This window comes from [Chlorobium] sp. 445 (assembly GCA_002763895.1).
Lineage (GTDB): Bacteria > Bacteroidota > Chlorobiia > Chlorobiales > Thermochlorobacteraceae > Thermochlorobacter.
This window is the reverse complement of the sequence record NSLH01000011.1, coordinates 15197-39129: the sequence shown is the minus strand read 5'-3', so window position 1 is coordinate 39129 and position 23933 is coordinate 15197. Positions and strand designations below refer to the sequence as shown.

Sequence of the window (23933 nt, the reverse complement as noted above, 5' to 3'; positions counted from 1 at the left end):
GTTAAATTGATGAACAAAACTTACGAACTTAGGCTGAAAAGTGAGATTAAAGAAGTTCGCAAAGTTGAACGGTTCGTCAAGAAAATAGCCGCAGAGCAAGGCTTTTCAGACTCGTGCTTGCACGATGTGATGTTAGTGATTACGGAAGCGACGAACAACGCGGTGCTGCACGGCAATAGACTTGACACTTCCAAACGCGCATGGCTACGCTGCGAAGTCTCTGGCTGTGAACTCTATGTGGAAGTGCGCGATGAAGGCAGCGGTTTTGACCCCAACGCATTGCCCAACCCGCTCGATGAAGAGAACTTACTCAAGCCCTCAGGTCGTGGTGTCTTTCTGATTAAGCAACTTGCGGAGGATGTGCGCTACGAATTTTCTGACAGAGGCACGACGGTCCGGTTCCGCATCAAGTTCAAACCTAAATCCAACTGTGGTGAAAAGCATCGTTAATCCGCGAGAAGTATCTGCAAAAGATTTCTACAAGATTTTAATCGGTTCTGTCTTGCCACGTCCGATTGCGTGGGTATCAACGGTGAGCAAAGAGGGCGTTGATAACCTTGCACCATTTTCATTTTTTACAGTCGCAAGCGCCAATCCACCTGTACTGTGTTTTGCGCCAGCAATTAAAAGTGAGCGCGCTGAAAATAAAACTGTAGGTGTGCCAAAAGATACACTCGTCAATGTTAGAGAAACAGGCGAGTTTGTGGTCAATGTGGTCAGTCGGCATTTGGTGGAAGCTATGAACCAAACAAGTTACGACTATGATCGCGATGTGAGCGAGTTTGATGAAGTAGGATTGACGCGTGAGCCGTCGCTGTTGGTCAAGCCGAAGCGTGTTGCAGAAAGCTATATCAACTTTGAGTGCAAACTCTACAAACTCATTGAAATCGGCACAGAACCCATGGGGGGGACACTGGTGATGGGAGAAATTCTGCTGGCACATCTGTCCGATAAAGTCTTCAAGGATGGTAAAATTGATGTCGAGGTCTTAGACCCGATTGGTCGGTTAGGTGGGTTGTGGTATTCAGGCGTCAAAGATCGCTTTGAGTTGCCGCGACCTGTGGCGGCGAAGAATGTCACAAAAGAATAGTGTTGAAAATCGTATCTTCGCAACATTTCTTGAGCTGTGTGCTATGCCGGAATTTGTAGGACTGCTGTTAGGTAATTTAGCTTTTGCGCTCATTGCCCTGTCATACCTGGTACGCGACATTTTCTGGCTACGCTCAATCTCAATTGTGTCATCGCTAGCAAGTATCGTGTATAGTTACGCTGCGCTCTCTGAGCCACTCTGGATTAACATCATTTGGAATGTGGTGTTTATCGGCGTCAATGTAACTTGGATTGTTGTAATTGTCAAAGAGCGCCGAAGCGTCAGTTTCAGCGAAGAAGAAAAAGAACTCTACAACACGCTCTTTGGCACGTTTTCACCAGTAGAGTTCATGAAACTGCTGCGTATCGGAGAGTGGAAGACGTGCACGCCGGGTGAGGTGTTGATTGTCGAGCAGCAACCTGCACCGCACATGATGCTAATCTACAATGGAGAAGTAGAAGTCACGCTCAAGGACAAAAAAAATTGCGACGCTAAAGGATGGGGCTTTTGTTGGCGAAATGAGTTTTCTGACGGGCAATTTACCGACGGCAACGGTCAGAGCGACAAAAGAGACGCGTTGTTTAGCGTGGTCTAAGGAACAACTAAGAAAACTGCTAAATCGTAATCCATCGATGTGGGCAACGCTGCAAGGCGTTTTGAGCACAGATTTGACCAAAAAACTCATGCTGAAGGACGAAGAAATTGAACTCAAATAAAGTGTCGCAGTGCAGTTTGAGAGTATGACGACTTTTGCAAAACAACCAAGACAACCAAAAAACACACCAACAATGATGCACAATCACTGCAGCCACGCATTCAGGCGCATGGTGCTGCTTATGACGTTTGGCATAATCATCTATGCAGTAGGCTGTACCTCAAAACCAGAAGAACCTAAGAAACCCGAAAGTTCAATTGAAAAACCTGCCAAAAAGCCTGTGGTAATCGGCTTTGTGCAGCCTGTCGATGATGAAACACTCGATGAAGCGCGCCGAGGATTCATTGATGCACTTGCCAAAAGAGGCTACTCTGACACAGCGGGTACAGCGCAAATCATTTACCAAAATGCACAAAACGATATTCCGACGCTCAACCAAATCATTGATAAATTCATTGCCGATAAGGTAACCTGCATTGCTGCAAATGCTACGTTGCCAATGATGACCGCCCTGAAGAAAACAAAAGATATACCGATTTTCATGATGGTGGGTCCTGCGCCCACAATCAACGATTTAACAATTAAGCAAGGAGAAAATGTCAAAGCACCTGCAAACCTTGTCGGTGTCTATGAAACCTTGGCTTACATTGATTCAAGTATTGCACTCATTCGGCGCGCTTTCCCAAATGCAAAAACTATTGGTGTGATTTTCAACAGCGCAGAGCCAAATTCTACCAATGCGATGAAAGAACTGCGCAAGAAGTGCAAGCAAAATAATCTTAAACTCGAAGCTCGCTCCATTACATCAACAGCTGAAACACAGCAAGCCGTGCAAGCCATTCTGAGCAAAAAGCCCGATGTGTTTTTGCCTTGCCTGATAATCTTGTCTTTGCCAGTTTCGAAGTGATTTTGAAAGAAACGCTTGAAAAGAAAGTGCCGATTGTAACATCTGAAATTGGTTTAGTCAAGCGTGGCGCGACCATTGCATATGGTGCTGATTTCTACATGTGGGGCTATCAAGCCGGTGAAGCCGCAGCTGAATACTTCGATACTGGTGATTTGGTAGCTGTAGGCTTGCGTCCAGTTAAAGTGCGCAAACTTGTGCATAATGCGCAACGCGCTCAAGAACTTGGATTTACGCCACCTGCAGAGTCGCAGCCTATGTAAAACGCGCTGAACCGCATCACTGGAAAAGTTTGTATTTCGAACAAAGCTAGGTCAGTAAAGAACCCGTGTGTGCAAAAGCAAGAATATGCCAGCAAAGTGCGCTTGTAAGCGGCTTAATGATGCTAATGCCCTCTTCATGAAATACTCTGCACTGTGGCTTTGGCTGATGCTGCTGGTGCCGCTGTGCACACCAGCGCAACCGCGCATGGCAGCCATGGTTCAAAATCAACCTTTGGGACGCTCCTATTTTCAGTTTGAGTCTGTATTTCTTGATGGCAGCGAAGAATTTGCTGAAGATGGATTTCGCCGCCCACTCTTTTCTGGCGAGCGCCTCAGTGATGGTCGATTCTCTGAACGATTGCTCACACTTCACTACGAATACGGGTTAGCGGAGCGCTTGACACTGGTGGCACGAATGGGGTATCGCTTTATTCTCTTTACTTATATTGACAATCTCGATCCAAGGCTGCAACCAAGCGAGCGACTATTTCGCGTGGAAGTTAGTGGGTTCGATGATTCTTGGCTTGCAGCGCGCTATGCGCTAATTCGCCCTATTGTTCAAAACGAAGGCATCGGTGTAGCAGTGCAACTTGGTATTAAATTTCCAACTGGCGATGTAACCTTGCGTGTCCCAACAGGCACAGGTTACTTGGATTACGAACTGCGCCTGTTAGCTGAATCGCAACACAAAATTTCAGGAATTCCAAGCTATTTGATTCTCGATTCAGGGTTTCGCTGGCGTGGCGGTGAGTTTGGCAATCAAGTTCCATTTCGCGTGGAGTTTGGCATTGCTGCCGCAAAAGAGTTGATGCTGCGCACATCGCTCAATGGCATCGTGACCTTAGGAGAATTTCAAAGTCCAGTAGGCATCATAGAAAACTTCCAGCGCAATCGCCCTATCCGCCTCGTCGGTGATGAATCTTACTTGCAACTTGCTATTGGATTTGAGCTCTTTTTCACTCCTACCTTCAGTGCATACTTCGACTACAACAATCGAGCTTTTGGACGCACAAGCATTTCATCAAATATCTTACAGTTTGGCTTTATCTTGCGCTAATTGCACTTCGATGAAGCATCAAGGGAAGAGAGGTGCTTTTGGGCATCTATGATAGGAATGTATATCAGCCCCTCTTGGCTATCACCAATGCCTTCTGTGAGTTTGTGGTAGTGCAAGTATGCCGTGTAGGCAGCAAGAATAGCATCAAGTTCATCATCACTGAGCAGCACTTTGGAAGCGCGAGGCACGTTTTTGACAAAACGCGAGAGTTTGGTCTGCAAAAACTCACGTGAATCCATACCATTCTTTTTGCTGTTGGACGCGATGCCTAAGCGGACTTTGGTGGCTTGAGGATAAATCTCAATAGTATCGTACTTCGGTTCAAGATGCTTACGCAAAGAAATAGCGCGAAAGGTCAGCTGCGCAAGCATAGATGTTGCAAAAGTGGGAATACCCAAGGTGGAAAGATCTCTATCGCATTTGCGGCTTGCATAAGTGCCATACCGACCGCTCGGAAGTGAGAGCGGCGCATCAATCCCAATGAGAATCGGACGATGATATTCAATGTAGTTGCTGATGGCAATATCGGGTTTGACGGTATTGACAAGCAGGAGCTCGCGCTTGTCGGAGATAGCGGCAATGCCGGTAGGTTCATCGATACGACCTGCAAGGTCGACGCCAAAGAAAACTTTTGACTTTATCGGCATATTTAACTACTTGCCTTTCTGAAATGTTCATCTGAGAAACGCTGTGCCATCAGGCAATGCGTTCTTCAAAAAAACTTGTGCAATATACGCACGCCTTGCGCACTTTGAAAAAAGAAGTCAAAGAGAGAAAACGAGGTGTAAGGTCTTGCATCGCCAGACACTTTTCTTTTGGCAAGCAAACTTCTATCTTCAAAATTTCTTTTAACAATTGACATTTAACAATTGGCAGATCAAAACATGCGTTGGATTTTTCTTTCAACTCTAACTTTAACACTTCTGACTATGCCCACAGTGGCGAAAGCAAAACCGCATAAGAAATCCTCTTATCGTGCTTCAGATTCAGAACTGCCGAAATATGCTGCAGCCTACAAGATTGAATCGCTAGAGCCAAATTTGCACATCTATCAAATCTCTATCACGGTTCAAAATCCAGAGCAGAAACCAGAACTTGATTTCATCTTGCCAGCATGGCGACCGGGACGCTATCAGATTCAAAACTATGCGGCAAACGTGCAGGAGTTCAGTGCAAAGGCAGCTAATAAGCCACTGTTTGCTATGAAAATCGATAAGCAAACATGGCGCGTGAAGACCGATAACCAAAGCGAAGTGAGTGTCTCTTACAAATACTACGCTGGCGCACAGCTCGATGCGGGTAATTCTTATGTCGGGCGTGATGAAATGTATTTCAATGGCTCCAATCTTTTCATGTACACTGCCGAAACACGCTTCAAGCCAGTCAGTCTCTACATAGATTATCCAAAAGGCTGGAGAGTAGCAACGCAACTGAATCGAACGAGCGACCCCAAACTCTTCTCTGCAGAAACTTACGACGACCTGATTGATGCCCCGACAATTGCAAGTCCCACACTCACACAATTTTCAACTCAGGTAAGTGGTGCAACGATTCACATCTGTTTTCACAATCCAAATGCACTGGGCGGCGTGCGCTTCAATGAGCAACAGCTTTCAGCAGATATCAGCAAAATTGTGCGCGAACAATTTGAGATGATGAACGACGTGCCGTTCAAAGAATACTGGTTTCTTTACCACATCATGCCCTATCCATTTGGGCATGGCGTAGAGCACAAAAATTCTACCTCTATCGTGCTCGGACCAATTGACGCTGTCAACACACCTGAATTTTACGACCGATTTTTATCCATTACTTCACATGAATTTTATCACGTCTGGAATATCAAGCGCATCAAGCCAAAGGAGTTTATGCCCTACGACTACACCAAAGAGTCTTATACACCGATGCTCTATGTCTCTGAGGGCTTCACAAGTTACTACGGCGATTTGACGCTGGTGCGCAGCAAACTCTGGTCGCCACGGCGCTACCTGAATGAAATTTCTGCGAACATCACCAATATGCAAAATCAGTATGGACGCAAGGTGCAGTCGCTGGCAATGTCGTCGTTCGATGCATGGCTTTCGGGCTACGGTACAGGACGTGCAAACAGCACCGTGAACTTTTATAGCAAAGGCGAACTGGTCGGGATGTTGCTCGATCTTGAAATTCGCAGGCGCACCGATAATCGTGCCTCACTTGACGACGTGATGCGATTGCTCAACACCGAATTTGCACAAGCAGCTAAAGGGTTTTCTGCCAGTGACTTTGAAAAGCTCGTCGAGCGCGTGGGCAAATCATCATTTGCTGAATTTTTTGAAAAGTATGTCTATGGCACCGAAGAACTGCCGTTTGAAGAGACACTGGCAATAGCAGGACTCGAAGTCAGAAAGTTCCCAACACAGCCTTACTTTGGCGCAACGCTCAAGACAGAAGACAAATTTCAGGTGATCGATATGGTGGTGCCAGAGTCGCCAGCGGCAGTAGCCGGATTTGACAAAGGCGATATGATTGTGGCAATCGATGGCGAATCACTCATGGGCAAAACGCTGCAATCGGTATTAGCAAAAGTCAAACCCGACGCTACGGTCAAAATCTCTTTTTTCCGAGATGGAAAATTGATGGAAAAAAGTGTCAAGCTTACTGCATCGTTGACTTACGATGTCTCAAAGAAAGCAAATGCAAATGCGCGCCAGAAAGAAATTGCAGAATCGTGGCTAAAAGTCAAGTGGGACGAATTTTGAGATGAAGCGGGCACAACTTAAATGTGCTTGGCTTTATTGGTGAGAGCATCTGTTACGATTTTGATATTTTTGCAAAAGCGCTAGGAGAAGCAATGCCCGAATTAACTCATTTATGCTGAAGACGCTGTACATCAAAAATTTTGCGCTCATTGAAGAACTGACAATTGAGTTTGGAAGTGGCTTAAACATTATCACAGGTGAGACAGGTGCCGGCAAATCTATCTTGATTGGTGCGCTCAGTTTGGTGCTAGGTGATCGGGCGCATTTTGACATTGTCAGACAGGGCGCAGAGAAAGCGATTATTGAAGCAGTCATTGATGCGTCCAACAACGAGCGCTTGCGAAACTTACTTCTTGAGCATAAACATGAGTTTCGAGACGAAATGATTGTGCGGCGGGAGATTTCTGCAAAAGGGCAATCGCGCTGCTTCATCAACGATTCTCCAGCGACACTTGCGCTGCTTAAAGCTGTAAGTGAGCTTTCAATTGATTTGCATGGTCAGCATGAGCATCAATCACTCCTGCGCGTAGAGTCGCATCAGCGCCTGCTGGATGAGTATGGCAGTTTAGGCGGATTGCTCGAAGAGTATCAAGCTCAACTTGAAGCCCTGCGTCAGAGCAAGAAAAATCTAGATGCCCTGCGGCAGCAGGAAAAAAACTTGCTTGAAAAAAAAGCCTTGCTCGAGTTTCAAATTCGTGAGATAGATGCCGTTGCGCCAGAAGAAAATGAAGAGGAAGAACTGCTGACCGAGCAAAATGTCTTGGAAAACGCCGAGAAACTGTTCTCCGTAACAAACTACCTGCACGAGATTCTCTACAGTGCAGATGACTCCGTGCACAACCGCTTAGTACAAGCGAGAAATTTGCTGCAAGATCTTTCGCGTATAGATAAGAGTTTTGCCGATGCTGCAACTGATGCGCGTTCAGCACAAGCCTTAGTGGATGAAATCAACAAGTTTGTGCAAAGCTACAACTCACGCTTGGAGTTCAACGCAGAGCGGCTCGAGGAAGTGCACGAGCGTCTGGCAGCACTGGTCATGCTCAAAAAGAAATATGGTGGCGGCACATCGCTGCGAGAGGTTTTAAACTATCGGCGTAGCATTGGCGAGGAACTAAGCGTGGCAACAAATTTTGCAGATGAAATTGCAAAGCGCCAAAAAGATGTAGAGCAAAAGCATCAATTGCTACTTGAAGTGGCACTCAGGCTCTCGCAAAAGCGTCAGGAAGTCTCTAAGCGTCTAAGTCGCGCGATTGTCGAAGAGCTGCAAAAGTTAGGCATTGCGCACGCAAAATTTGAAGTCTCGCTGCAGCGCGAACAAAATGCAGAGGGAGAAGTGTGCATGGATGGCTATCGCTATACTGCATTCTCAAGCGGTATAGACCGCGTGGAATTCAAACTCTCAACCAATTTAGGTGAAGAGCCAAAGCCACTTGTCAAAATTGCCTCTGGCGGCGAGGTCTCACGCGTGATGCTTGCCCTGAAGAGTGTACTGGCAAAGTCGGACCGCTTGCCCATTTTGGTCTTTGATGAAATTGACACCGGCATCAGCGGCAAAATTGCGCAAACAGTAGGGCTAAGCATGAAAGAACTCTCGTGCTATCATCAAATCATTGCCATTACACATTTGCCACAAATTGCAGCCTTAGCCGACGTGCATTTCCGAGTACACAAAGAATCAGAAAACGGTCGCACAGTCTCACGCGTAGAACGCCTGAATAGCGAAGAACATCAATACGAAGTGGCGCGCCTGCTCTCTGGCTCACATGTAACCGAAGCGGCACTCAAATCAGCACAAGAACTTATTGCTGCCGCAAAACCGCTCTCAGAATCACGAGATGCAGGGAGACATTCAAAATCAAAAACACTCACGGCTGAAGAAAGCAACACCTAATCAACTATCAAGATGAAACCCATAATCCTTTTACTTGCTATGACCTTTGTTACAGCATCACTTGCCGACGCACAATCCATTCAATATCCTGTGACAAAAAAAGTCGACCAAGTCGATGACTACTTCGGCGTGAAAGTCCCTGATCCGTATCGCTGGCTCGAGGATGATTACTCGGCTGAAACCAAAGCATGGGTGGAAGCCCAAAACAGGGTAACTTTTGCTTATCTGGAAAATATCCCGTTTCGCAAACAACTCTACGAGCGGCTCGAAGAACTCTACAACTATCCGAAATACTCTGCGCCCTCGCGAAAAGGCAAGTATTACTTTTTCTCCAAAAATGATGGCTTGCAAAATCAAGCCGTGATTTATATCCAAAAAGGCTTAAAGGGAAAGCCGGAAGTGTTTTTTGATCCTAATCAACTCTCGGCAGATGGCACCGTGCGCTTGGGCATCAATGCCGTCTCCAAAGATGCAAAGTACTGGGCGTATGGACTCTCATCAGGTGGGTCGGATTGGCAAGAAATTTATGTGATGGAGGTTGCTACAAAAAAACAACTCTCCGATAGATTGCGCTGGGTAAAGGTTTCAGGCATTGCTTGGCAAGGCAATGGATTTTATTACAGTCGCTATCCCGCACCGACTGACACCAACCGCAAACTTTCAGCAAAGAACGAAAATCATCAAGTCTTTTATCACAAAATCGGCGATACACAAGAAAACGATCAGCTGGTCTATGAAGATAAAGCAAACCCATTGCGCTTCCATTTTGTAGGCACAACAGAAGATGAGCGCTTCTCAATTCTCTCGATTTCCGACAGAGGCAAGGGCAAAGATGGCAATGCGCTGTATGTGCGCGATCACAAAAAAGGTGACCAAACCTTTCGCCCTATCGTTACAGACTTCGATGACGACTTTGCTGTGATTGATAACCTTGAGGATAAGTTGCTGATTGTAACAAACAGAAATGCCCCAAACCGAAAAGTTGTCTTAGTTGATCCAGATGCCCCAGAGGAGAAAAATTGGAAGACGATTTTGCCTGAAAAGCCAGAGCCTCTGGCAAGCATTACGTCGGCGGGCGGAAAGCTCTTTGCAACCTACATGAAAGACGTGGCGCATCGTGTCTATGTCTATGACCTTACTGGCAAATTTGAAAATGAAATTGAACTGCCAACGCTGGGCACAGTAGCTGGCTTCGAAGGCGAAAAAGGCGACAAAGAAGTCTTCTACACCTTTACATCTTTCACCTTTCCACCCACGATTTATCGCTACAACATTGCTACGCGCAAATCTGAAGTCTTCCGAAAGCCTGAAGTCAAGTTCAATTCAGACGATTACGAAACAAAGCAAGTGTTTTATCAGAGCAAAGATGGTACGCGTGTGCCAATGTTCATCGTGCACAAAAAAGGTCTGAAGCAAGATAGCTCCAATCCTGCATTGCTCTATGGCTATGGTGGGTTCAATATCAGTCTCAATCCGAATTTTAATCCGCTACGTGTGGCATGGCTTGAACAAGGGGGTGTCTATGCCGTAGCGAATGTGCGTGGCGGCGGCGAATACGGTGAAAAGTGGCACGAACAAGGCATGAAGCTCAAAAAACAAAATGTCTTTGATGATTTTATCGCAGCCGCTGAATATCTCATCAAAGAAAATTATACATCGGCAGAGCGCTTAGCAATTCAAGGTGGCTCAAATGGCGGGCTATTGGTGGGCGCAGTCATCAATCAGCGTCCAGAATTGTTCAAAGTGGCTATTCCTGAAGTAGGGGTGATGGATATGCTGCGCTTCCACAAATTCACGATTGGCTGGAACTGGATTGCTGACTATGGCTCAAGCGAAAATCCCGAAGAGTTCAAAGCCCTCTATGCCTATTCGCCGTTGCACAACATCAAAGAAGGCGTAGAGTATCCTGCCACACTCATCACGACCGCAGATCATGACGACCGTGTTGTGCCGGCGCATAGTTTTAAGTATGCCGCGACGCTTCAAGAAAAATACAAGGGTAAAAATCCTGTGCTGATTCGCATTGAGACAAAATCAGGACATGGCGCTGTAAGCACCAAAAAAAGCGCTTGAAGCGGCTGCCGATATTTATGCGTTCATTTTCTACAACATGGGTCTGACACCGAAGTTTGGCGCAGACTCACAGTGAGACTGGAATGATGGAAAACAAAACAAACTGGTGCAGAGAAGTGGCGGAGAGGGCGGGATTCGAACCCGCGAGGGCTTTTACACCCTACCCGCTTTCCAGGCGAGCGCACTAGACCAACTATGCGACCTCTCCAAGCTCTGGGAAGAGAAATTCTACTTTCAGCTAAAAAAAGATATTGAATTACAAAGATAATAGTTTTCAACATAAAGTGGATACGCCCCAATGAAAATCGTTCTCGTCGGCAATGGCAATATGGGCAAAGCTATTGCCGCACTGCTTGCCGAAACACAACAGCATCAGATAATTGCAACATTCAGCTCAAAAGAACCGCCCCATGTAGAAGCGCTTGCCGAGGCAGATGCTTGTATAGATTTTACAACCGCTGCAGCGTTTCTGGAAAATCTCCCAATACTGTTGCAAGCCAAAAAGCCGATTGTGGTTGGCACAACGGGCTGGTATGATCAGCTGGGTGAAGTGCAGCAAAAGGTGCAAGCCGCCAACGGTGCGTTGCTTTATGCCCCAAACTTCTCGCTGGGTGTGAATCTGTTCTTGCAATTAGTCAAAGTAGCAGCATCACTGATTGCGCCCTTCCCAGAGTTTGACCTCGCCTTATCTGAAATTCATCACATCCGAAAAAAAGATGCCCCAAGCGGCACGGCACTCAAAGCAGTTGATCATGTGCTTTCTGCCTTACCAAGAAAAACCACGCTACGCACATCGCTTGCCGATAACGCTCCAGTTCAAAAAGGGCAGTTGCTGGTTGCTTCGCTGCGTCTGGGAAGTGTGTTCGGCACGCATACCCTTCACATTGATTCACCTGCTGATGAACTGGTTCTCACACACACTGCAAAAAGTCGTAGAGGCTTCGCTGAAGGCGCACTGCAAGCCGCCGAATGGCTACAAGGCAGACAAGGCTTCTTTTCCTTCGAGGATTTCCTTGCTGAAAAATTGAAACTCGAACGCCTGTAAGACACTTCTAACTGAACGAATTGTCACAGATCGGCATAATTAGTCTATAGACCAGCAGTCTATAGACCAGTTGTTCGAGTAACGGCACGGTCTTATACATGGATATACATTTACACAGCTAAACTTCCAGTGCTAATCATGACTCAAGTCTTCAAGGTAAAGCCACTCGAGGAACGTACATTTTTTCAAAAGTTGTTCGGAAAACACCCGCCTGAGAATGCGCTCATTGAACTTAATAATCTGCTTGCCTCAAAACCAATTTTAGAGATTAGCTTTGAAGAGCTAAGCCAAAGTCTCGCTAAATACAAAAAGCTCAACCGCGTTGAGGAGTTCAGGAGTGAAATTATGCAGCTCTACAAACGCTATCTTGAGCATTGCTTGCAGGATAAAGCTTTTTCTGAAAAAGACATTGAGGAACTGCAGCACTTAAAAAAACTGCTGAACCTTTCTGACAGAGAGATCGAGATTCTGCATGAAAATGTCGTAAGCGAAATCTATCGAGAAAGTCTCAAACAAGCACTTACCGATAATCGATTAGACGAGCAAGAACATGCCTTCTTAGAAAAACTCCAACAAGACCTCCTGCTACCAAAAAGAATTGCAGAGAGAATCTATGCAGAGCTTAGCCATGATATCCTTGCAAATTTTATAAGCCGAGTAATTCAGGATGGCCGACTCTCGCCTGACGAAGATGCAGAATTTGAAATGCTATGCAAAAATTTAGGCGTTGCCCCAAAGTTCGATGCCCATACAAAAGCGCAATTAGACCGGCTGCGCCTCTATTGGTATATTGAAAATGCAGATTTATCTCAACTGCCTAATCTGTTTGTTAATATTAAACTTCAAAAAAATGAGAGGTGCTACCTCAAGAGCCATGCGGAATGGTATGAACTGAGAACCGTCACGAAAAGAATCAACTATGCTGGTCTTAGCGGGCGCATGAGAATTGCAAAAGGCATTTATTACAGGGTCGGCACCATTGCACCGCAGCGCATCACGAGCGAAGAACTCACCTACATCGATAGCGGAAATCTTTACCTGACCGATAAGCGTGTGATTTTCATGGGGTCAAAACGAAATTTTACCATACGCATGGCACAAATTTTAGCCTTCACGCCGTACAGCGATGGCATTGAGATTGAAAAAGACGCGGGACGAAATCCAATCTTGAAGATTAACAACGATAACGACATATGTTGTCTGATGTTTTCGCGCCTATTAAGAGAAGCCTAAACAATGAAAATCAGAGCGGGAATTTTAACACCATTCTAGAGCAAGTTCATTCAAGCAATAGTCCTAATTGCAGGCAGATAACAAGATAGAGAAAACTTGCGCGATACTGCATTTTTGCTTATAATTACTTTATGATAACCTACAAGCCAACATACTGCGCCACTCGATATTGGCGACGCCCCACTTGGCAAGGCTGCGCTTGGCGTAGCTAATCTGCTTGACTTTTTAGTCATCACGCTGTCTCTGATTCTTTTTCCAATACCAACATAAACCATTCAAAGAAAGGAGCATTCCCATGCTTGTTGTTATGAGTTGCAATGCTACGCAAGAACAAATCAATGCGGTCTGCGAGCGCATTCGTGCCTTAGGCTTCACGCCGCATCCAATTCCAAGCGATGTGCGAACCGCTATCGGCATTACAGGCAATAAGGGACCTATCGAGCGCGAGATTTTTATGAGTTTGAGCGGCGTGGTGGATGCCGTGCGTATCACGAAGCCGTTTAAGCTTGTCAGCCGTGAAGTCAAACTGCAAGATACTGTGGTGCAAGTCGGTGGCATCAGAATCGGTGCTGAAGAGTTGCAGATTATGGCAGGACCGTGTTCTGTCGAGAGTGAAGAACAAATCAACGAAGTTGCGGTGCTGCTGAGGCAAACGGGTGTGAAAATCATGCGCGGCGGCGCATTCAAGCCGAGAACTTCACCGTATGCGTTTCAAGGCTTGAAAGCACAAGGCTTGAAACTGCTCAAAGATGCGGCAGAAAAGTATGGGTTGCTGGTGGTAACTGAAGTGAAAGACACAGAGAACTTACCGTTGGTGGCAGAGCATACCGATATCTTACAAATTGGGGCACGCAATATGCAGAATTTCTCCCTGCTGGAAGCGGTCGCTAAGTATCCGCATCCTATTTTGCTCAAGCGTGGACTGGCTGCGACAATCGAAGAATTTCTAATGGCAGCCGAATACATTTACTCCAACGGTAATCCGAACATTATTCTCTGCGAGCGCGGTATTCGCACCTTTGAGACCTACACGCGCAATACGCTTGATCTTTCTGCCATTCCAGTCATCAAAGCGCTGTCGCATTTGCCTGTTATTGCTGATCCATCGCATGGCACAGGCTTCTGGGAATATGTACCAGCTATGGCAAAAGCAGCCGTGGCAGCCGGTGCAGATGGCGTGATGATTGAAGTGCACCCAAAACCAGAATGCGCGCTCTCCGATGGACCGCAGTCGCTGAAGCCGAAAAAATTTGAGCAACTCCTGAAAGAACTTGTGCCTGTTGCAACTGCCGTGAAAAGAAAACTGCCTATTTTTGCAGAAGAAGAAGTCAGTTAAAAATTCAATCATCTGCTAGAAGGGTCTGATGATCCAAATTGAAAACTTGAGAAAAACTTTTCGTGATAAGCATGTATTGCAAGGCGTAACGCTTGACATTCAGACGGGCGAGACCATGGTAATTATTGGCAGAAGCGGGTGTGGCAAATCCGTTTTGCTCAAGCATATCGTGGGGTTGCTCATGCCCGACGAAGGTACCGTGCGCGTGGATGGAAAAGTCATTTCGCAGCTGAGCAAAGCTGAACTCTACAAATTGCGACTGCGCTTTGGGTTTCTTTTTCAAGGCGCCGCACTCTTTGATTCTATGACCGTCGGTGAAAATGTCGGTATCGCACTCAGAGAAAACACGACACTCTCAGAAAAAGAGATTCGCAGAATTGTAGCCGAAAAATTAGAAATGGTCGGGCTACCAAACATTGAACATCTAAAGCCCTCAGAACTCTCAGGCGGTATGCGCAAGCGAGTAGGATTAGCACGCGCACTGGCAACTAACCCTGAATACATTTTCTACGATGAGCCAACAACAGGCCTTGATCCGATTATGTCCGACTCGATTGACACTCTGATTCAAAACTTAGCAAAAACGCTGCGCGTAACATCAGTTGTTGTAACGCACGACATGCAAAGTGTCTACAAAGTAGCCGATCGCGTGGCGATGATGCATGAGGGAAAAATATACTTTTTGGCACACCAGAGAAACTTGCTGAAACCAAAGATCCCATCATTCGCAACTTTGTCGATCGTAACTCCTACCATGATGTAGAGATTGAACAAGAAATAGAGCAACTCGGTAAGAAACAAGCGTAGTAGAAGAAGGTCTGAGCGCATGCATCTTGTGAGAGCAGCACAAAAAGCATGGAGTTCAAGCAAGTATGAAAAACTATCAAGAAAAACAGGTCAAGAAGAAAGGGTAAGCAAAACGCGCATCACTTCAAAAAACGATCGTTAACAGGAGGTGGAATTGTACCGAGTAAAATTCATGCGGTTTAGTCTTTTTCTTTTTTACCTTTTGCTCCCACTTTCTGCAGAGGCAGCGTTTAAGATGACTTCAGATACTTTGGATAAGAAAAGACCTCTTGATAAAAAAACAATTAAAGATACACTGTATATCTATGAGGTCGAGGACAAAATTGAGGGACCAGATAAAGTGCTTCATGCCGAGCCGTTGTTTATTGATTTGATTCGTGATTTAGGGGCGCGCAAAGGTGAGGCGGAGTGGAACTTCGGCTTTGGGCTAACCGACCAATTGGACTATGATCGTTACAACATGCTCATTGAATATGAGTTTGCGCCGATTCATCGTTTAGGCGTGGAGTTTGAAGTGCCTATTACAGTATACTCGGCACGCAGTGAGAGCTTTGTGCCATCAAACCGAATAGAGTCGCTCAAAGCGGCAGTGCAGTGGAGTTTCTTTGTCTCTGAAGACATTGCAACCTCCATGGCACTCGGTTACGTCAATGAGCTTGAACTAAGCGATTTGAATGTGCTACGCCAAGCCCCGTTTTTCAAGGGCAATCTCTATAATCCCTTTTTCATTGTAGCAAAGCGATGGGGATACAATTTTCACACGATGATTTATACAGGCCTAAGAATTGAGCATACCTTTTTCAAGACAGCCTCACTCTTTTTCGAATACGAATGGCACACCAACATTCACTATATGATTCGTGGCACGCGCAATTTCATCGGAGTAGAAATCAACAAGTACTTTTCAGACAGGGAAGCCAGCATCACACTGCGTCCGCAAATGCGCTTGGGCATTGCAGACAATGTGCTCATCGGTATCGTGGTTAGTGTGCCACTGCGGCGTGATGCTGACCGCTTCGGCATCTTTTTCCGACTTATCTATGAACCCCCACATTAGACCATTTACGCAATGCCGCTGCGATAGAGTGGTGATACCAAAGCTAAACAGAGAGGCGAATGCTGCAGGCGCTGCTACGGACTAGATTCCACAATGGATTTAAGTGTGGCAATGGTCTCATTGGGAAAGGGTATTTTTTTCTCGTAGCCAATGCGCACAAGGTCGGAAAGTGAGATTGCCATTTGAGCAGGGTTCTCCATTTTTGGATAACAAGCATCGCATGTTGAAGTTTGCCAAGGCTGGCAAGGTCAGTTGCAAAAGCGCGTAGGAGTTCAGCACGTTGGGTAGGCGCTGACACATCAGCAATAGCTGTGAGCGCAGCGCTAAAGGCTGAATCAGCAAGGTCAAACTGAAATTTGAAACTCTCTGCGGTTATGTGCATAAGTGCTCGGGCTTTAAACTCTGCATTGGTAAATTTATCGCGCAGCGCAAGAGCTTCGGCAAAAAGTGGCTTGGCTTTGTCAGGCCTATTGGCAAGAGCAAATCTTCTACCGACACGATACGCCGACGTGGCACGATGTTGTGGGATGCTCACCTGACTCAGAGCAAGTTCAGCCTTGTCGAAGAGGCGCACTTCTGCAAAGTTGGCAGCAAGTTCGCCGAGCAGTATAGAGCGGTCGAAAGCCACAGGAATGGCATTGATGGCTGCCAGCGCTTCATCTGCTGCGGCATCTGCTTGAGATTGAGCTTCTGCCAAGAGTGTTGCAATCAAACCTAAAACGGTAGCACGGTCGGAAGTATTGCGAATCGATTGACTAATCTGACGCATCTGTTGGGCAAGTTGTACTGCTTGCGCAGGTTGATTGCGCTGAGCAAAGCCGAAGCCAAGTTTTTGCATTGCAGAAAGCCGATCCATGACATTCGTGATAGCTGCAACGATAGGACGGGCGCGCTCTAACTCACCAGCATCAATCAGCAAAAGCGATAAGGCAAAGCGCGCTGACGAAACGCTCTCTCTGTCATTTTTTATCTTGGAAAGAGAAGACTGCGCAGTTTTCAAAAGTTTATCACCATACTGAGCTTGACCAGCTTGGAAAAACTCTACAGCGAGCTTGCCAAAAAGCTCTACAGTTTCAACACTGGGCAACAACTGAATCCCTAAAGCCTGATTGAGAGCTTCTTGACCAGACTTTGTAGCGCCACTTTTGAGGTAAAGAAGTGACAGGCGTGAGAGTATTGCAACGGCTGAGGGAACTTGAGAAAGTTCTTCGGCGGCAGTCCAAGTCTCGTCAGCTAATTTCTCGAAACGTGCTTTATCTTTTGCAAGAAAAGATTGTGTAAGCGCAAAGAGCCCAAGTGTTTTCTCTCTGGGAGAAGGTATCTGAGAAGCAATGGCGTAAGCGCTATCTTCAAGTCCAAGCGTAATTCCTAAATTCACAAGTTGTAGAAGATAAAGTGAGCGTGTCTCGGGTTGCACTAAGCGATTGACTTCACCTAGCGCCTCATGCCAGAGTGTTTGTGCGCGATTACGGTCATTCATGTTGAAGTAAGACAGCGCAAGCTGGTAAAGCGCACTGGCGCGTGCTTCAGCCCCGACGGCTTTTTGTGAAAGTAAAACGCCGTAGGCTAGGATAGAGTCAGGTGCTGCGCCAGCAAGTGAATCGGCATGACGCGCAGCAAGGCTGGGTGATGCAGGGATAAAAAAGTGAAGTGTAAGTAGTGCAGCAAGGAAAGTAAGCGGACGCTTGGATGCCATACAAAGTATTGTGGTACAGTTAAAGTAAAAAACATGTGACTTGCATCTACAAAAAATGCATAAGCCAGCGGTTTCGTTCCTTACAAAAAACTGAAAGGTGAGCTGTGCTCAGCTTTGCACAACACGAGATTGTCTGCGATGCACTATCTTGTATTCTTAATCAACTTTAATACGGCAAAAGACTATGCGAAAAGTGCTAACGGCGCAAGAGATGCGCGAAGTAGATTATGATGCTGTCGTCAAGCTGCGCATCACCGAAAAACAGCTAATGGAACTTGCAGGAAAGGAGTCGTGCAACATTCTTTTGCAAAAGTATGGCAATCTTGCAGGAAAATCGTTTCTAGTGCTCTGTGGTAAAGGCAACAACGGCGGCGATGGGATTGTGCTCTCGCGTCATCTGGTCAATGCAGGGGCAAAGGTTGATTTGGTCTATCTCTGTCCAACCTCTCTGCTCAAACAAGATGGTGCAGCGACACTGAAAATTCTCTCGCAATACATGAGCTACACTGATAGATTGCGTGCCGTTGAGGCAGATGAGATGATTCCAGCATTTGTGATTGAAACCAAATATGATTTTGTCATTGACGCCATTTTAGGTACAGGCTATAAGCGTACCGATCACCCGCGCGGTATAAAACGGCGCGAAGAAAACAATCCTTTTCTACCGAAAATCTCCGAAGAGGCACTTGCTGAGCCGACGCCACTGCCTGTGGAATTGCAACAAGAATTGCGACCTGCACTTAGTCCTCTAATCAAAGACGCAATTTTACTCATCAATGAAAAAGGTGCAAGTGAAGGCGCAACAGTTATTGCCATCGATATCCCAACAGGGGTCGATGGGACGAGCGGCGAAGTGGATGAAGTTGCAGTTGAAGCTGATTTAACCATTGCACTGGGCTTTTTGAAAACAGGATTTTTCTTTGGCAAAGGGCGAGAGTGTGCTGGGGAAGTGGTAGTGGCAGATATCTCCATTCCTGAATTTCTGACCAAAGATGAGCACTGCAATTTGATTGATGAAGAATTTGTCGGTGCGCATTTGCCTTTACGCCTGCCTAACAGCGCAAAGCACGAAAACGGCAAGGTTTTGGCAATCGTCGGCTCACAGACAGAGCAAAGTTCCATGATGGGTGCAGCCTTGATGGCAATTCGTGCCGCAGTAAAAATGGGTGCCGGCTATGTCTGCGCATCGGTGCCGCCTTCAGCATTCAACACTGTGCATCTTGCTATTCCTGAAGCCGTGCTCATTGGACAAGATGAAAAACAAATCTATGAACGGGCACGCTGGGCAGATGCCATTCTCATCGGATGCGGACTAGGCAGAACGCCTGAGCGACAAGCCTTTATTGCACGATTGCTCACGGCGCCTGACTTCCAAGACAAAAAGCTCGTCATTGATGCCGATGCCCTTTACACAATCGCAGAACTTGGCTTATTGGAGCAATTGAAACTCTCTCAGGCACTGCTTACGCCACATCTCGGTGAATTTGAACGCCTCACAGGTATTGATGCCGAAGAGGTTGATGCAGATCGGCTCTACTTCGTGCGCGAGTTTGTGAAGCGTTACGCAATCGGACTATTGCTCAAAGGCGCGCCCACACTGATTGCCGCTAATGGCAAACTGTATTTGAATGACACAGGCACAGCAGCACTTGCAACAGCAGGCACCGGCGATGTGCTCGCTGGTATGATTGTCTCATTGGCAGCGCAAGGACTTTCAATCGATGTAGCTGCAGCAATTGCCGCATACTTGCATGGTCAAGCAGGTAGAACAGCGGAAGAGGAAGTCGGAATGGTTTCAGCAACCGATGTTTTGCGTGCGCTTTAATCTCGTCAAGTCAAAACTGATTAAACAGATTCTTAGAGCCGATGCCAAAAAAGAAAGACAGCCGTTCAAGCGCAAAGACAACAAGCAAGCCAAGGGCAGCAAAACGTGTCAGGCGCAACTCAAGCAAAACCCAAACACACAACACGACAAGTGTAAAGCAACATCTACAAAGCATTCAACCAGATGCGCTGGGCAAGAAGTTTGAGCGCCTTTACGAAATTGTTGAATTGCTTCGAGCGCAATGTCCATGGGATAGGGCACAAACGCCAGATTCACTGGTGCACCTGACGCTTGAAGAGGTCTATGAAATGATTCATGCTGTGGATACAAAAGATGAGCATGAGCTTAAAAAAGAACTGGGCGACTTGCTGCTGCATATTTGCTTTCAAGCAGTTTTAGCAAAAGAGCGAGAGGCATTTGACATGGCAGGCGTTTTGGATGCGATTGCTGAAAAACTCATTTTCCGACATCCGCATGTCTTTGGTTCAGAGCATGCAGAAACCGCAAATGAAGTAACTCGCAACTGGGAAAAACTCAAGATGAAAGAAGGGCGAAAATCTGTACTCGAGGGCGTCCCGAAGTCAATGCCAGAGCTCTTGCGTGCGTATCGTGTGCAAGAGAAAGCTGCAGGCGTAGGTTTCGATTGGCAGCATAGCAACGAGGTACTCAAGAAAATTCAAGAAGAAATTTTGGAGTTGCATGCGGCTACTAGTGCCGAAGAAAGAGAAGAAGAACTTGGCGATATTTTGTTCTCACTTGTCAATTACTGCCGATTTATTAAGGTCAATCCAGAAGATGCACTGCGCAAAACCACACAAAAGTTTATTGAGCGCTTTCGCTTCGTGGAAGAGCAAGTCTTACAAAGCGGAAAAACGTGGAGCGAATTTTCTCTGGCAGAACTCGATGCGTTCTGGAATGCAGCGAAAGCAAAGGAATCCAAAAGCAAGCACGTGATCACTCCAGTACAATAGAACGATTCAAATCAACTCACATAAGCGATGCAAAAACATGTCTTGCAAACTACGCTGTTGCTGCTGATGATATTGGCTGCCTGCCAGAGTTCACTTGAACTGACAGATGCTGAGAAGGCAAAATTTGACCCACGTCTTTTGCCGCTTATTTCAGGTCAAGCTGATATTGTGGAGTCGGATTATGATGTATCGACAAATAAAGAAGGAAAAAAATTTACGGCATCATCGTGCGTGGCTCTTCAGCCGACGACATTCGCAAACTTGGTATTGCAGTCAATAGTGCGCTTGGCGAAATTATCACGGCGCGCTGCACAATTGAAGAGATGAAGAAAATTGCCAAACTACCAAGTGTGAAAGCCATAGAAGCTCCGCAGAAAGCAGAACTATATCAACAAAATCAATAATGCAAAACGACAAAACAAGATGAAACGCTTGCAAGCGATCTCTTTTTTGCTGCTTTGTGTTTTTTTGCCTTACCACTCTTTGCACAAAAGCGCGCTGTAACACTCTCAGAATTAGAGCGTGCGAAATTGCACCCGGCCTTCCAGGACCTGCTGCGTCAAGCGCGTGCAACTGGTGCTCGAGACGATAAATTCCCTGAAGTAGCAGCTACGCTTGCACGCGATGTTACTTTGCACGATGGACGTGTGCATGCTGTAATCTGGACAAAAAATGCAGCGGCACTGCGCGCCCGCGGCATCCACATCAATTCTGACTTCGGCAAATTCGTTACTGCAATGCTCACACCTTGCGATTTGGAACAGCTCGTGCAAGCGCCAGAGACAGACTACATTGACAGGGTGCCAACAAGCGAAATCACCGATGATGTAAGTCTGCCCGAAACTGGTGCAAATCTGTTGCATGCGGGATTCTTAGCAGGACAGCGTTACACAGGGCGCGGCGCCATTGTGATGATTATTGACTCGGGCATTGACTGGCAACATTTGGATTTTCGTGACCCGAGCGATACTACGCGCACACGCATCTTAGCAATTTGGGACCAGACGCTCACGGCACAAGCCGGTGAAGCGCCGCCACAAGGCTTTAACTATGGCGTAGAGTACACGCAAGCACAAATCAATGCTGCGCTGGCTGGTGGAACACCATTGCGCACACGAGATGAAAATGGACACGGCACACATGTGGCAGGTATAGCGGTGGGCAATGGTCTAGCTTTTGCAGCCACAACAGGCAACCTTGCCAATCGACGTTTTACAGGGATTGCTCCAGAAGCAGATATTATCATCGTGCGTGCAGGTGTGGGTCGGGAAATTCGTGGCACATGGATTGATGGCTTGCAGTATGCACAAAACCGCGCAAATGCAGCCGGCAAACCAATTGTCGTAAACATGAGCTTTGGCTCAACTCTTGGACCGCATGATGGCACAGATGCAGGATCGGCCGCAATTGATGCATTTAGTAACACGCCGGGACGAGTCTGCGTGCCAGCCGCAGGTAATAGCGGCGCAGATTCACTGCACATTGCAGGGACAATTGCCACAGGTGGCTCTGCAACAATCGAGTTTCAAGTGCAACGCACCACAGCTTCTTTCACCGCAGGTACCTCAAATGATGGCTTTCAGTTTGAAGTGTGGTTCAATAACAATGCTACCGTTACAGCTACGCTTATCGCGCCAGATGGAAGTGCGATGTTTACAGCATCAGATGGACAAAGCAGCACGGTAGCAGATAATACGAAAGGCACCATATCGTTTTCTAATACCATCGCTGCGGGCAATAATCATCGACGTGTCTTTTTCGGTGTGGTCGATGGCGATACTACAAGACCACCAGCATCGGGCACATGGCGACTGACGCTATCCAATCCCAGTTTGCCTGTTGTCTTTGATGGGTATCGCAATACGCTGAGCAGTGCTTATACAGTGCGCGTTATTGGAGCAGATAATCAGCAAACAATTGGAGGAGGGCTAAACAGCGCACGCCGAGCCATTAGCGCAGGCAGTTATGTAACACGCTGGTTCTGGCAGGCATCAAATGGTTCTACATTCGGCTTGATCGCAGCAGATCGTACAGGAGACATCTCTACATTTAGCAGTCTTGGACCTACACGTGATGGGCGAGTCAAGCCTGAGATTGCTGCACCGGGGCAAATGATTATTTCTGCACTTTCGAGAACAATAACCACTCCACCTGCAGCTTCAAGCATTGCGGTTGGTGGGCAGCATCAAGTACTCAACGGAACCAGTATGGCAGCGCCGCAGGTAGCAGGCGTTGCGGCTTTAATGTTAGCGATCAATCCGACACTAACTTGGGAGCAAATACGCACCACGATTCAACAAACTGCAAATGCAGATGCTTTCACCGGCGCTGTGCCGAACAACACATGGGGCGCAGGCAAATTAGATGCGCTTGAAGCCGTTGCTCGCACAGTGCAAAGCAATGCTACAACGCGGCAAACAGTGCTAACCTACGATCAAAACGTGGTCGGAGTAGCCTTTGGCTTGCGCAACACACGCCGTTTTGCCGTGCGCTTTACGCCTACTGTATCAGGGCGCGTAACGGGTGCATTTATTCGACTGACGCCAGCAGGAGGCAGCGCACCTGTAACAGGCGTAGGACCGCTGAACCTCGAAGTATTCAGTGATAATGCAGGCTTGCCTGGCACACGCATTGGAAACTTGGTAACACAAAGTTTTTCACAACTCAGCGGCGGTAATGCTTACTTAGATTTGCTGGGCACACGTGCGGATGTCAATGCAGGTACGGATTATCATCTTGTGCTTTCGCTGGCAAATCCAACTTCTACAGATACCCTGATCCTTGCAGGCGACAACGGATCATCGCCGACAAATCGCTCTTCAATCTTTCAAAATGGACAGTGGGCAAATTTTGACGGACCAAATTCACCTTTCACAGGCATACCACGCACCTCAAACTTGATGATTCGTCCAGTGATTACAACCGTGTCGGGCATCTCATCCGTGGTGGAAGAGACACGCAGCGGACTGCCGCAGCAGTTTGAGCTTGCACAAAATTATCCTAATCCTTTCAACCCAACGACAACAATCCGCTTTACAATCCCGCAAAGCGAAGATGTCCGCTTAGAAGTCTTTGACGTGCTTGGACGAAAAGTCGCCACGCTGGTAAGCGAACGCTTGGCAGCAGGAAGTTACATGGCGCAGTTTAACGCCTCAGCACTTTCAAGCGGCGTGTATTTCTACCGCTTGCGTGCAGGTTCATTCAGTGAGTCAAAGAAAATGATGCTGATTAAGTGAGACTCAACGATCGTAATCCATGGCTGCATGAAACTCGGTCAGGATTGTGCACT

Annotated in this window: 19 protein-coding genes, 1 tRNA gene and 2 pseudogenes; 19 read left to right on the top strand and 3 right to left on the bottom strand. The window is 46.8% G+C overall.

Going from position 1 to position 23933, the window contains the following annotated elements; translation table 11 throughout:
- The first annotated feature begins 9 nt into the window (after nucleotides 1-9).
- From CMR00_06180 to CMR00_06150, 7 genes are all read left to right on the top strand, one after another.
- Complete coding sequence (locus CMR00_06180) at nucleotides 10-450, top strand: ATP-binding protein (GenBank protein ID PIO48185.1); 441 nt, start codon at nucleotides 10-12, stop codon at nucleotides 448-450.
- Nucleotides 359-1090, top strand: coding sequence for a hypothetical protein (locus CMR00_06175; GenBank protein ID PIO48184.1), 732 nt, complete (start codon nucleotides 359-361; stop codon nucleotides 1088-1090). The genes CMR00_06180 and CMR00_06175 overlap by 92 nt, the downstream gene beginning before the upstream one ends.
- Complete coding sequence (locus tag CMR00_06170; protein ID PIO48183.1) at nucleotides 1074-1685, top strand: hypothetical protein; 612 nt, start codon at nucleotides 1074-1076, stop codon at nucleotides 1683-1685. Before CMR00_06175 ends, CMR00_06170 begins: the two co-directional genes overlap by 17 nt.
- A complete protein-coding gene (locus tag CMR00_06165; GenBank protein ID PIO48182.1) occupies nucleotides 1573-1806 on the top strand; it encodes a hypothetical protein in 234 nt (77 codons plus the stop codon). Before CMR00_06170 ends, CMR00_06165 begins: the two co-directional genes overlap by 113 nt.
- 24 nt (nucleotides 1807-1830) lie before the next feature.
- Nucleotides 1831-2652: a hypothetical protein gene (locus tag CMR00_06160; GenBank protein PIO48181.1), complete on the top strand. Its 822-nt coding sequence runs from the start codon at nucleotides 1831-1833 to the stop codon at nucleotides 2650-2652.
- The gene (locus CMR00_06155) at nucleotides 2616-2912 is read left to right on the top strand and encodes a hypothetical protein (GenBank protein PIO48180.1); all 297 of its coding nucleotides are present in this window, start codon (nucleotides 2616-2618) and stop codon (nucleotides 2910-2912) included. Before CMR00_06160 ends, CMR00_06155 begins: the two co-directional genes overlap by 37 nt.
- A gap of 85 nt (nucleotides 2913-2997) precedes the next feature.
- Nucleotides 2998-3969: a hypothetical protein gene (locus CMR00_06150; GenBank protein PIO48179.1), complete on the top strand. Its 972-nt coding sequence runs from the start codon at nucleotides 2998-3000 to the stop codon at nucleotides 3967-3969.
- On the opposite strand, the gene CMR00_06145 is transcribed toward CMR00_06150, so the two are convergent.
- Entirely contained in the window at nucleotides 3966-4616 is a 651-nt protein-coding gene (locus CMR00_06145) for a hypothetical protein (GenBank protein ID PIO48178.1), read from the bottom strand. The genes CMR00_06150 and CMR00_06145 overlap by 4 nt on opposite strands.
- Nucleotides 4617-4838: 222 nt before the next feature.
- Here CMR00_06145 and CMR00_06140 point away from each other — a divergent pair, with 222 nt between their 5' ends.
- From CMR00_06140 to CMR00_06130, 3 genes and pseudogenes are all read left to right on the top strand, one after another.
- Complete coding sequence (locus CMR00_06140; GenBank protein ID PIO48177.1) at nucleotides 4839-6710, top strand: hypothetical protein; 1872 nt, start codon at nucleotides 4839-4841, stop codon at nucleotides 6708-6710.
- 112 nt (nucleotides 6711-6822) lie between these two features.
- Nucleotides 6823-8601, top strand: a complete 1779-nt coding sequence (recN, locus tag CMR00_06135) for a DNA repair protein RecN (GenBank protein PIO48176.1) — start codon at nucleotides 6823-6825, stop codon at nucleotides 8599-8601.
- A 12-nt stretch (nucleotides 8602-8613) separates the two neighbouring features.
- Nucleotides 8614-10750 (top strand): annotated as a pseudogene (locus CMR00_06130) (S9 family peptidase).
- 41 nt (nucleotides 10751-10791) lie between these two features.
- Here the strand turns inward: CMR00_06130 and CMR00_06125 are convergent.
- Nucleotides 10792-10882, bottom strand: a tRNA-Ser gene (locus tag CMR00_06125).
- 90 nt (nucleotides 10883-10972) lie between these two features.
- Between CMR00_06125 and dapB the strand changes: the two genes are divergently transcribed.
- From dapB to CMR00_06100, 5 genes and pseudogenes are all read left to right on the top strand, one after another.
- Nucleotides 10973-11719: a 4-hydroxy-tetrahydrodipicolinate reductase gene (gene dapB, locus CMR00_06120; protein ID PIO48175.1), complete on the top strand. Its 747-nt coding sequence runs from the start codon at nucleotides 10973-10975 to the stop codon at nucleotides 11717-11719.
- 138 nt (nucleotides 11720-11857) lie between these two features.
- Nucleotides 11858-12952: a hypothetical protein gene (locus tag CMR00_06115; protein ID PIO48174.1), complete on the top strand. Its 1095-nt coding sequence runs from the start codon at nucleotides 11858-11860 to the stop codon at nucleotides 12950-12952.
- 295 nt (nucleotides 12953-13247) lie between these two features.
- A complete protein-coding gene (gene aroF, locus CMR00_06110) occupies nucleotides 13248-14288 on the top strand; it encodes a 3-deoxy-7-phosphoheptulonate synthase (protein ID PIO48173.1) in 1041 nt (346 codons plus the stop codon).
- Nucleotides 14289-14316: 28 nt separating this feature from the next.
- Nucleotides 14317-15095, top strand: a pseudogene (locus CMR00_06105) (ABC transporter ATP-binding protein).
- Between the two features lie 235 nt (nucleotides 15096-15330).
- Entirely contained in the window at nucleotides 15331-16152 is an 822-nt protein-coding gene (locus tag CMR00_06100) for a phosphoribosylformylglycinamidine synthase (protein ID PIO48223.1), read from the top strand.
- Nucleotides 16153-16195: 43 nt separating this feature from the next.
- Here CMR00_06100 and CMR00_06095 read toward each other — a convergent pair whose 3' ends face one another.
- Nucleotides 16196-17848 carry a hypothetical protein gene (locus tag CMR00_06095; GenBank protein ID PIO48172.1) on the bottom strand — a complete coding sequence of 551 codons (1653 nt, stop codon included), beginning with the start codon at nucleotides 17846-17848 and terminating at the stop codon, nucleotides 16196-16198.
- A 184-nt stretch (nucleotides 17849-18032) separates the two neighbouring features.
- On the opposite strand from CMR00_06095, the gene CMR00_06090 reads away from it, so the two are divergent.
- From CMR00_06090 to CMR00_06075, 4 genes are all read left to right on the top strand, one after another.
- Nucleotides 18033-19673, top strand: coding sequence for an NAD(P)H-hydrate dehydratase (locus CMR00_06090; protein PIO48171.1), 1641 nt, complete (start codon nucleotides 18033-18035; stop codon nucleotides 19671-19673).
- Between the two features lie 41 nt (nucleotides 19674-19714).
- The gene (locus CMR00_06085; GenBank protein PIO48170.1) at nucleotides 19715-20644 is read left to right on the top strand and encodes a nucleoside triphosphate pyrophosphohydrolase; all 930 of its coding nucleotides are present in this window, start codon (nucleotides 19715-19717) and stop codon (nucleotides 20642-20644) included.
- A 27-nt stretch (nucleotides 20645-20671) separates the two neighbouring features.
- Complete coding sequence (locus CMR00_06080) at nucleotides 20672-20971, top strand: hypothetical protein (protein ID PIO48169.1); 300 nt, start codon at nucleotides 20672-20674, stop codon at nucleotides 20969-20971.
- A 131-nt stretch (nucleotides 20972-21102) separates the two neighbouring features.
- The gene (locus CMR00_06075; protein PIO48168.1) at nucleotides 21103-23880 is read left to right on the top strand and encodes a hypothetical protein; all 2778 of its coding nucleotides are present in this window, start codon (nucleotides 21103-21105) and stop codon (nucleotides 23878-23880) included.
- The last annotated feature ends 53 nt before the right edge of the window (nucleotides 23881-23933 follow it).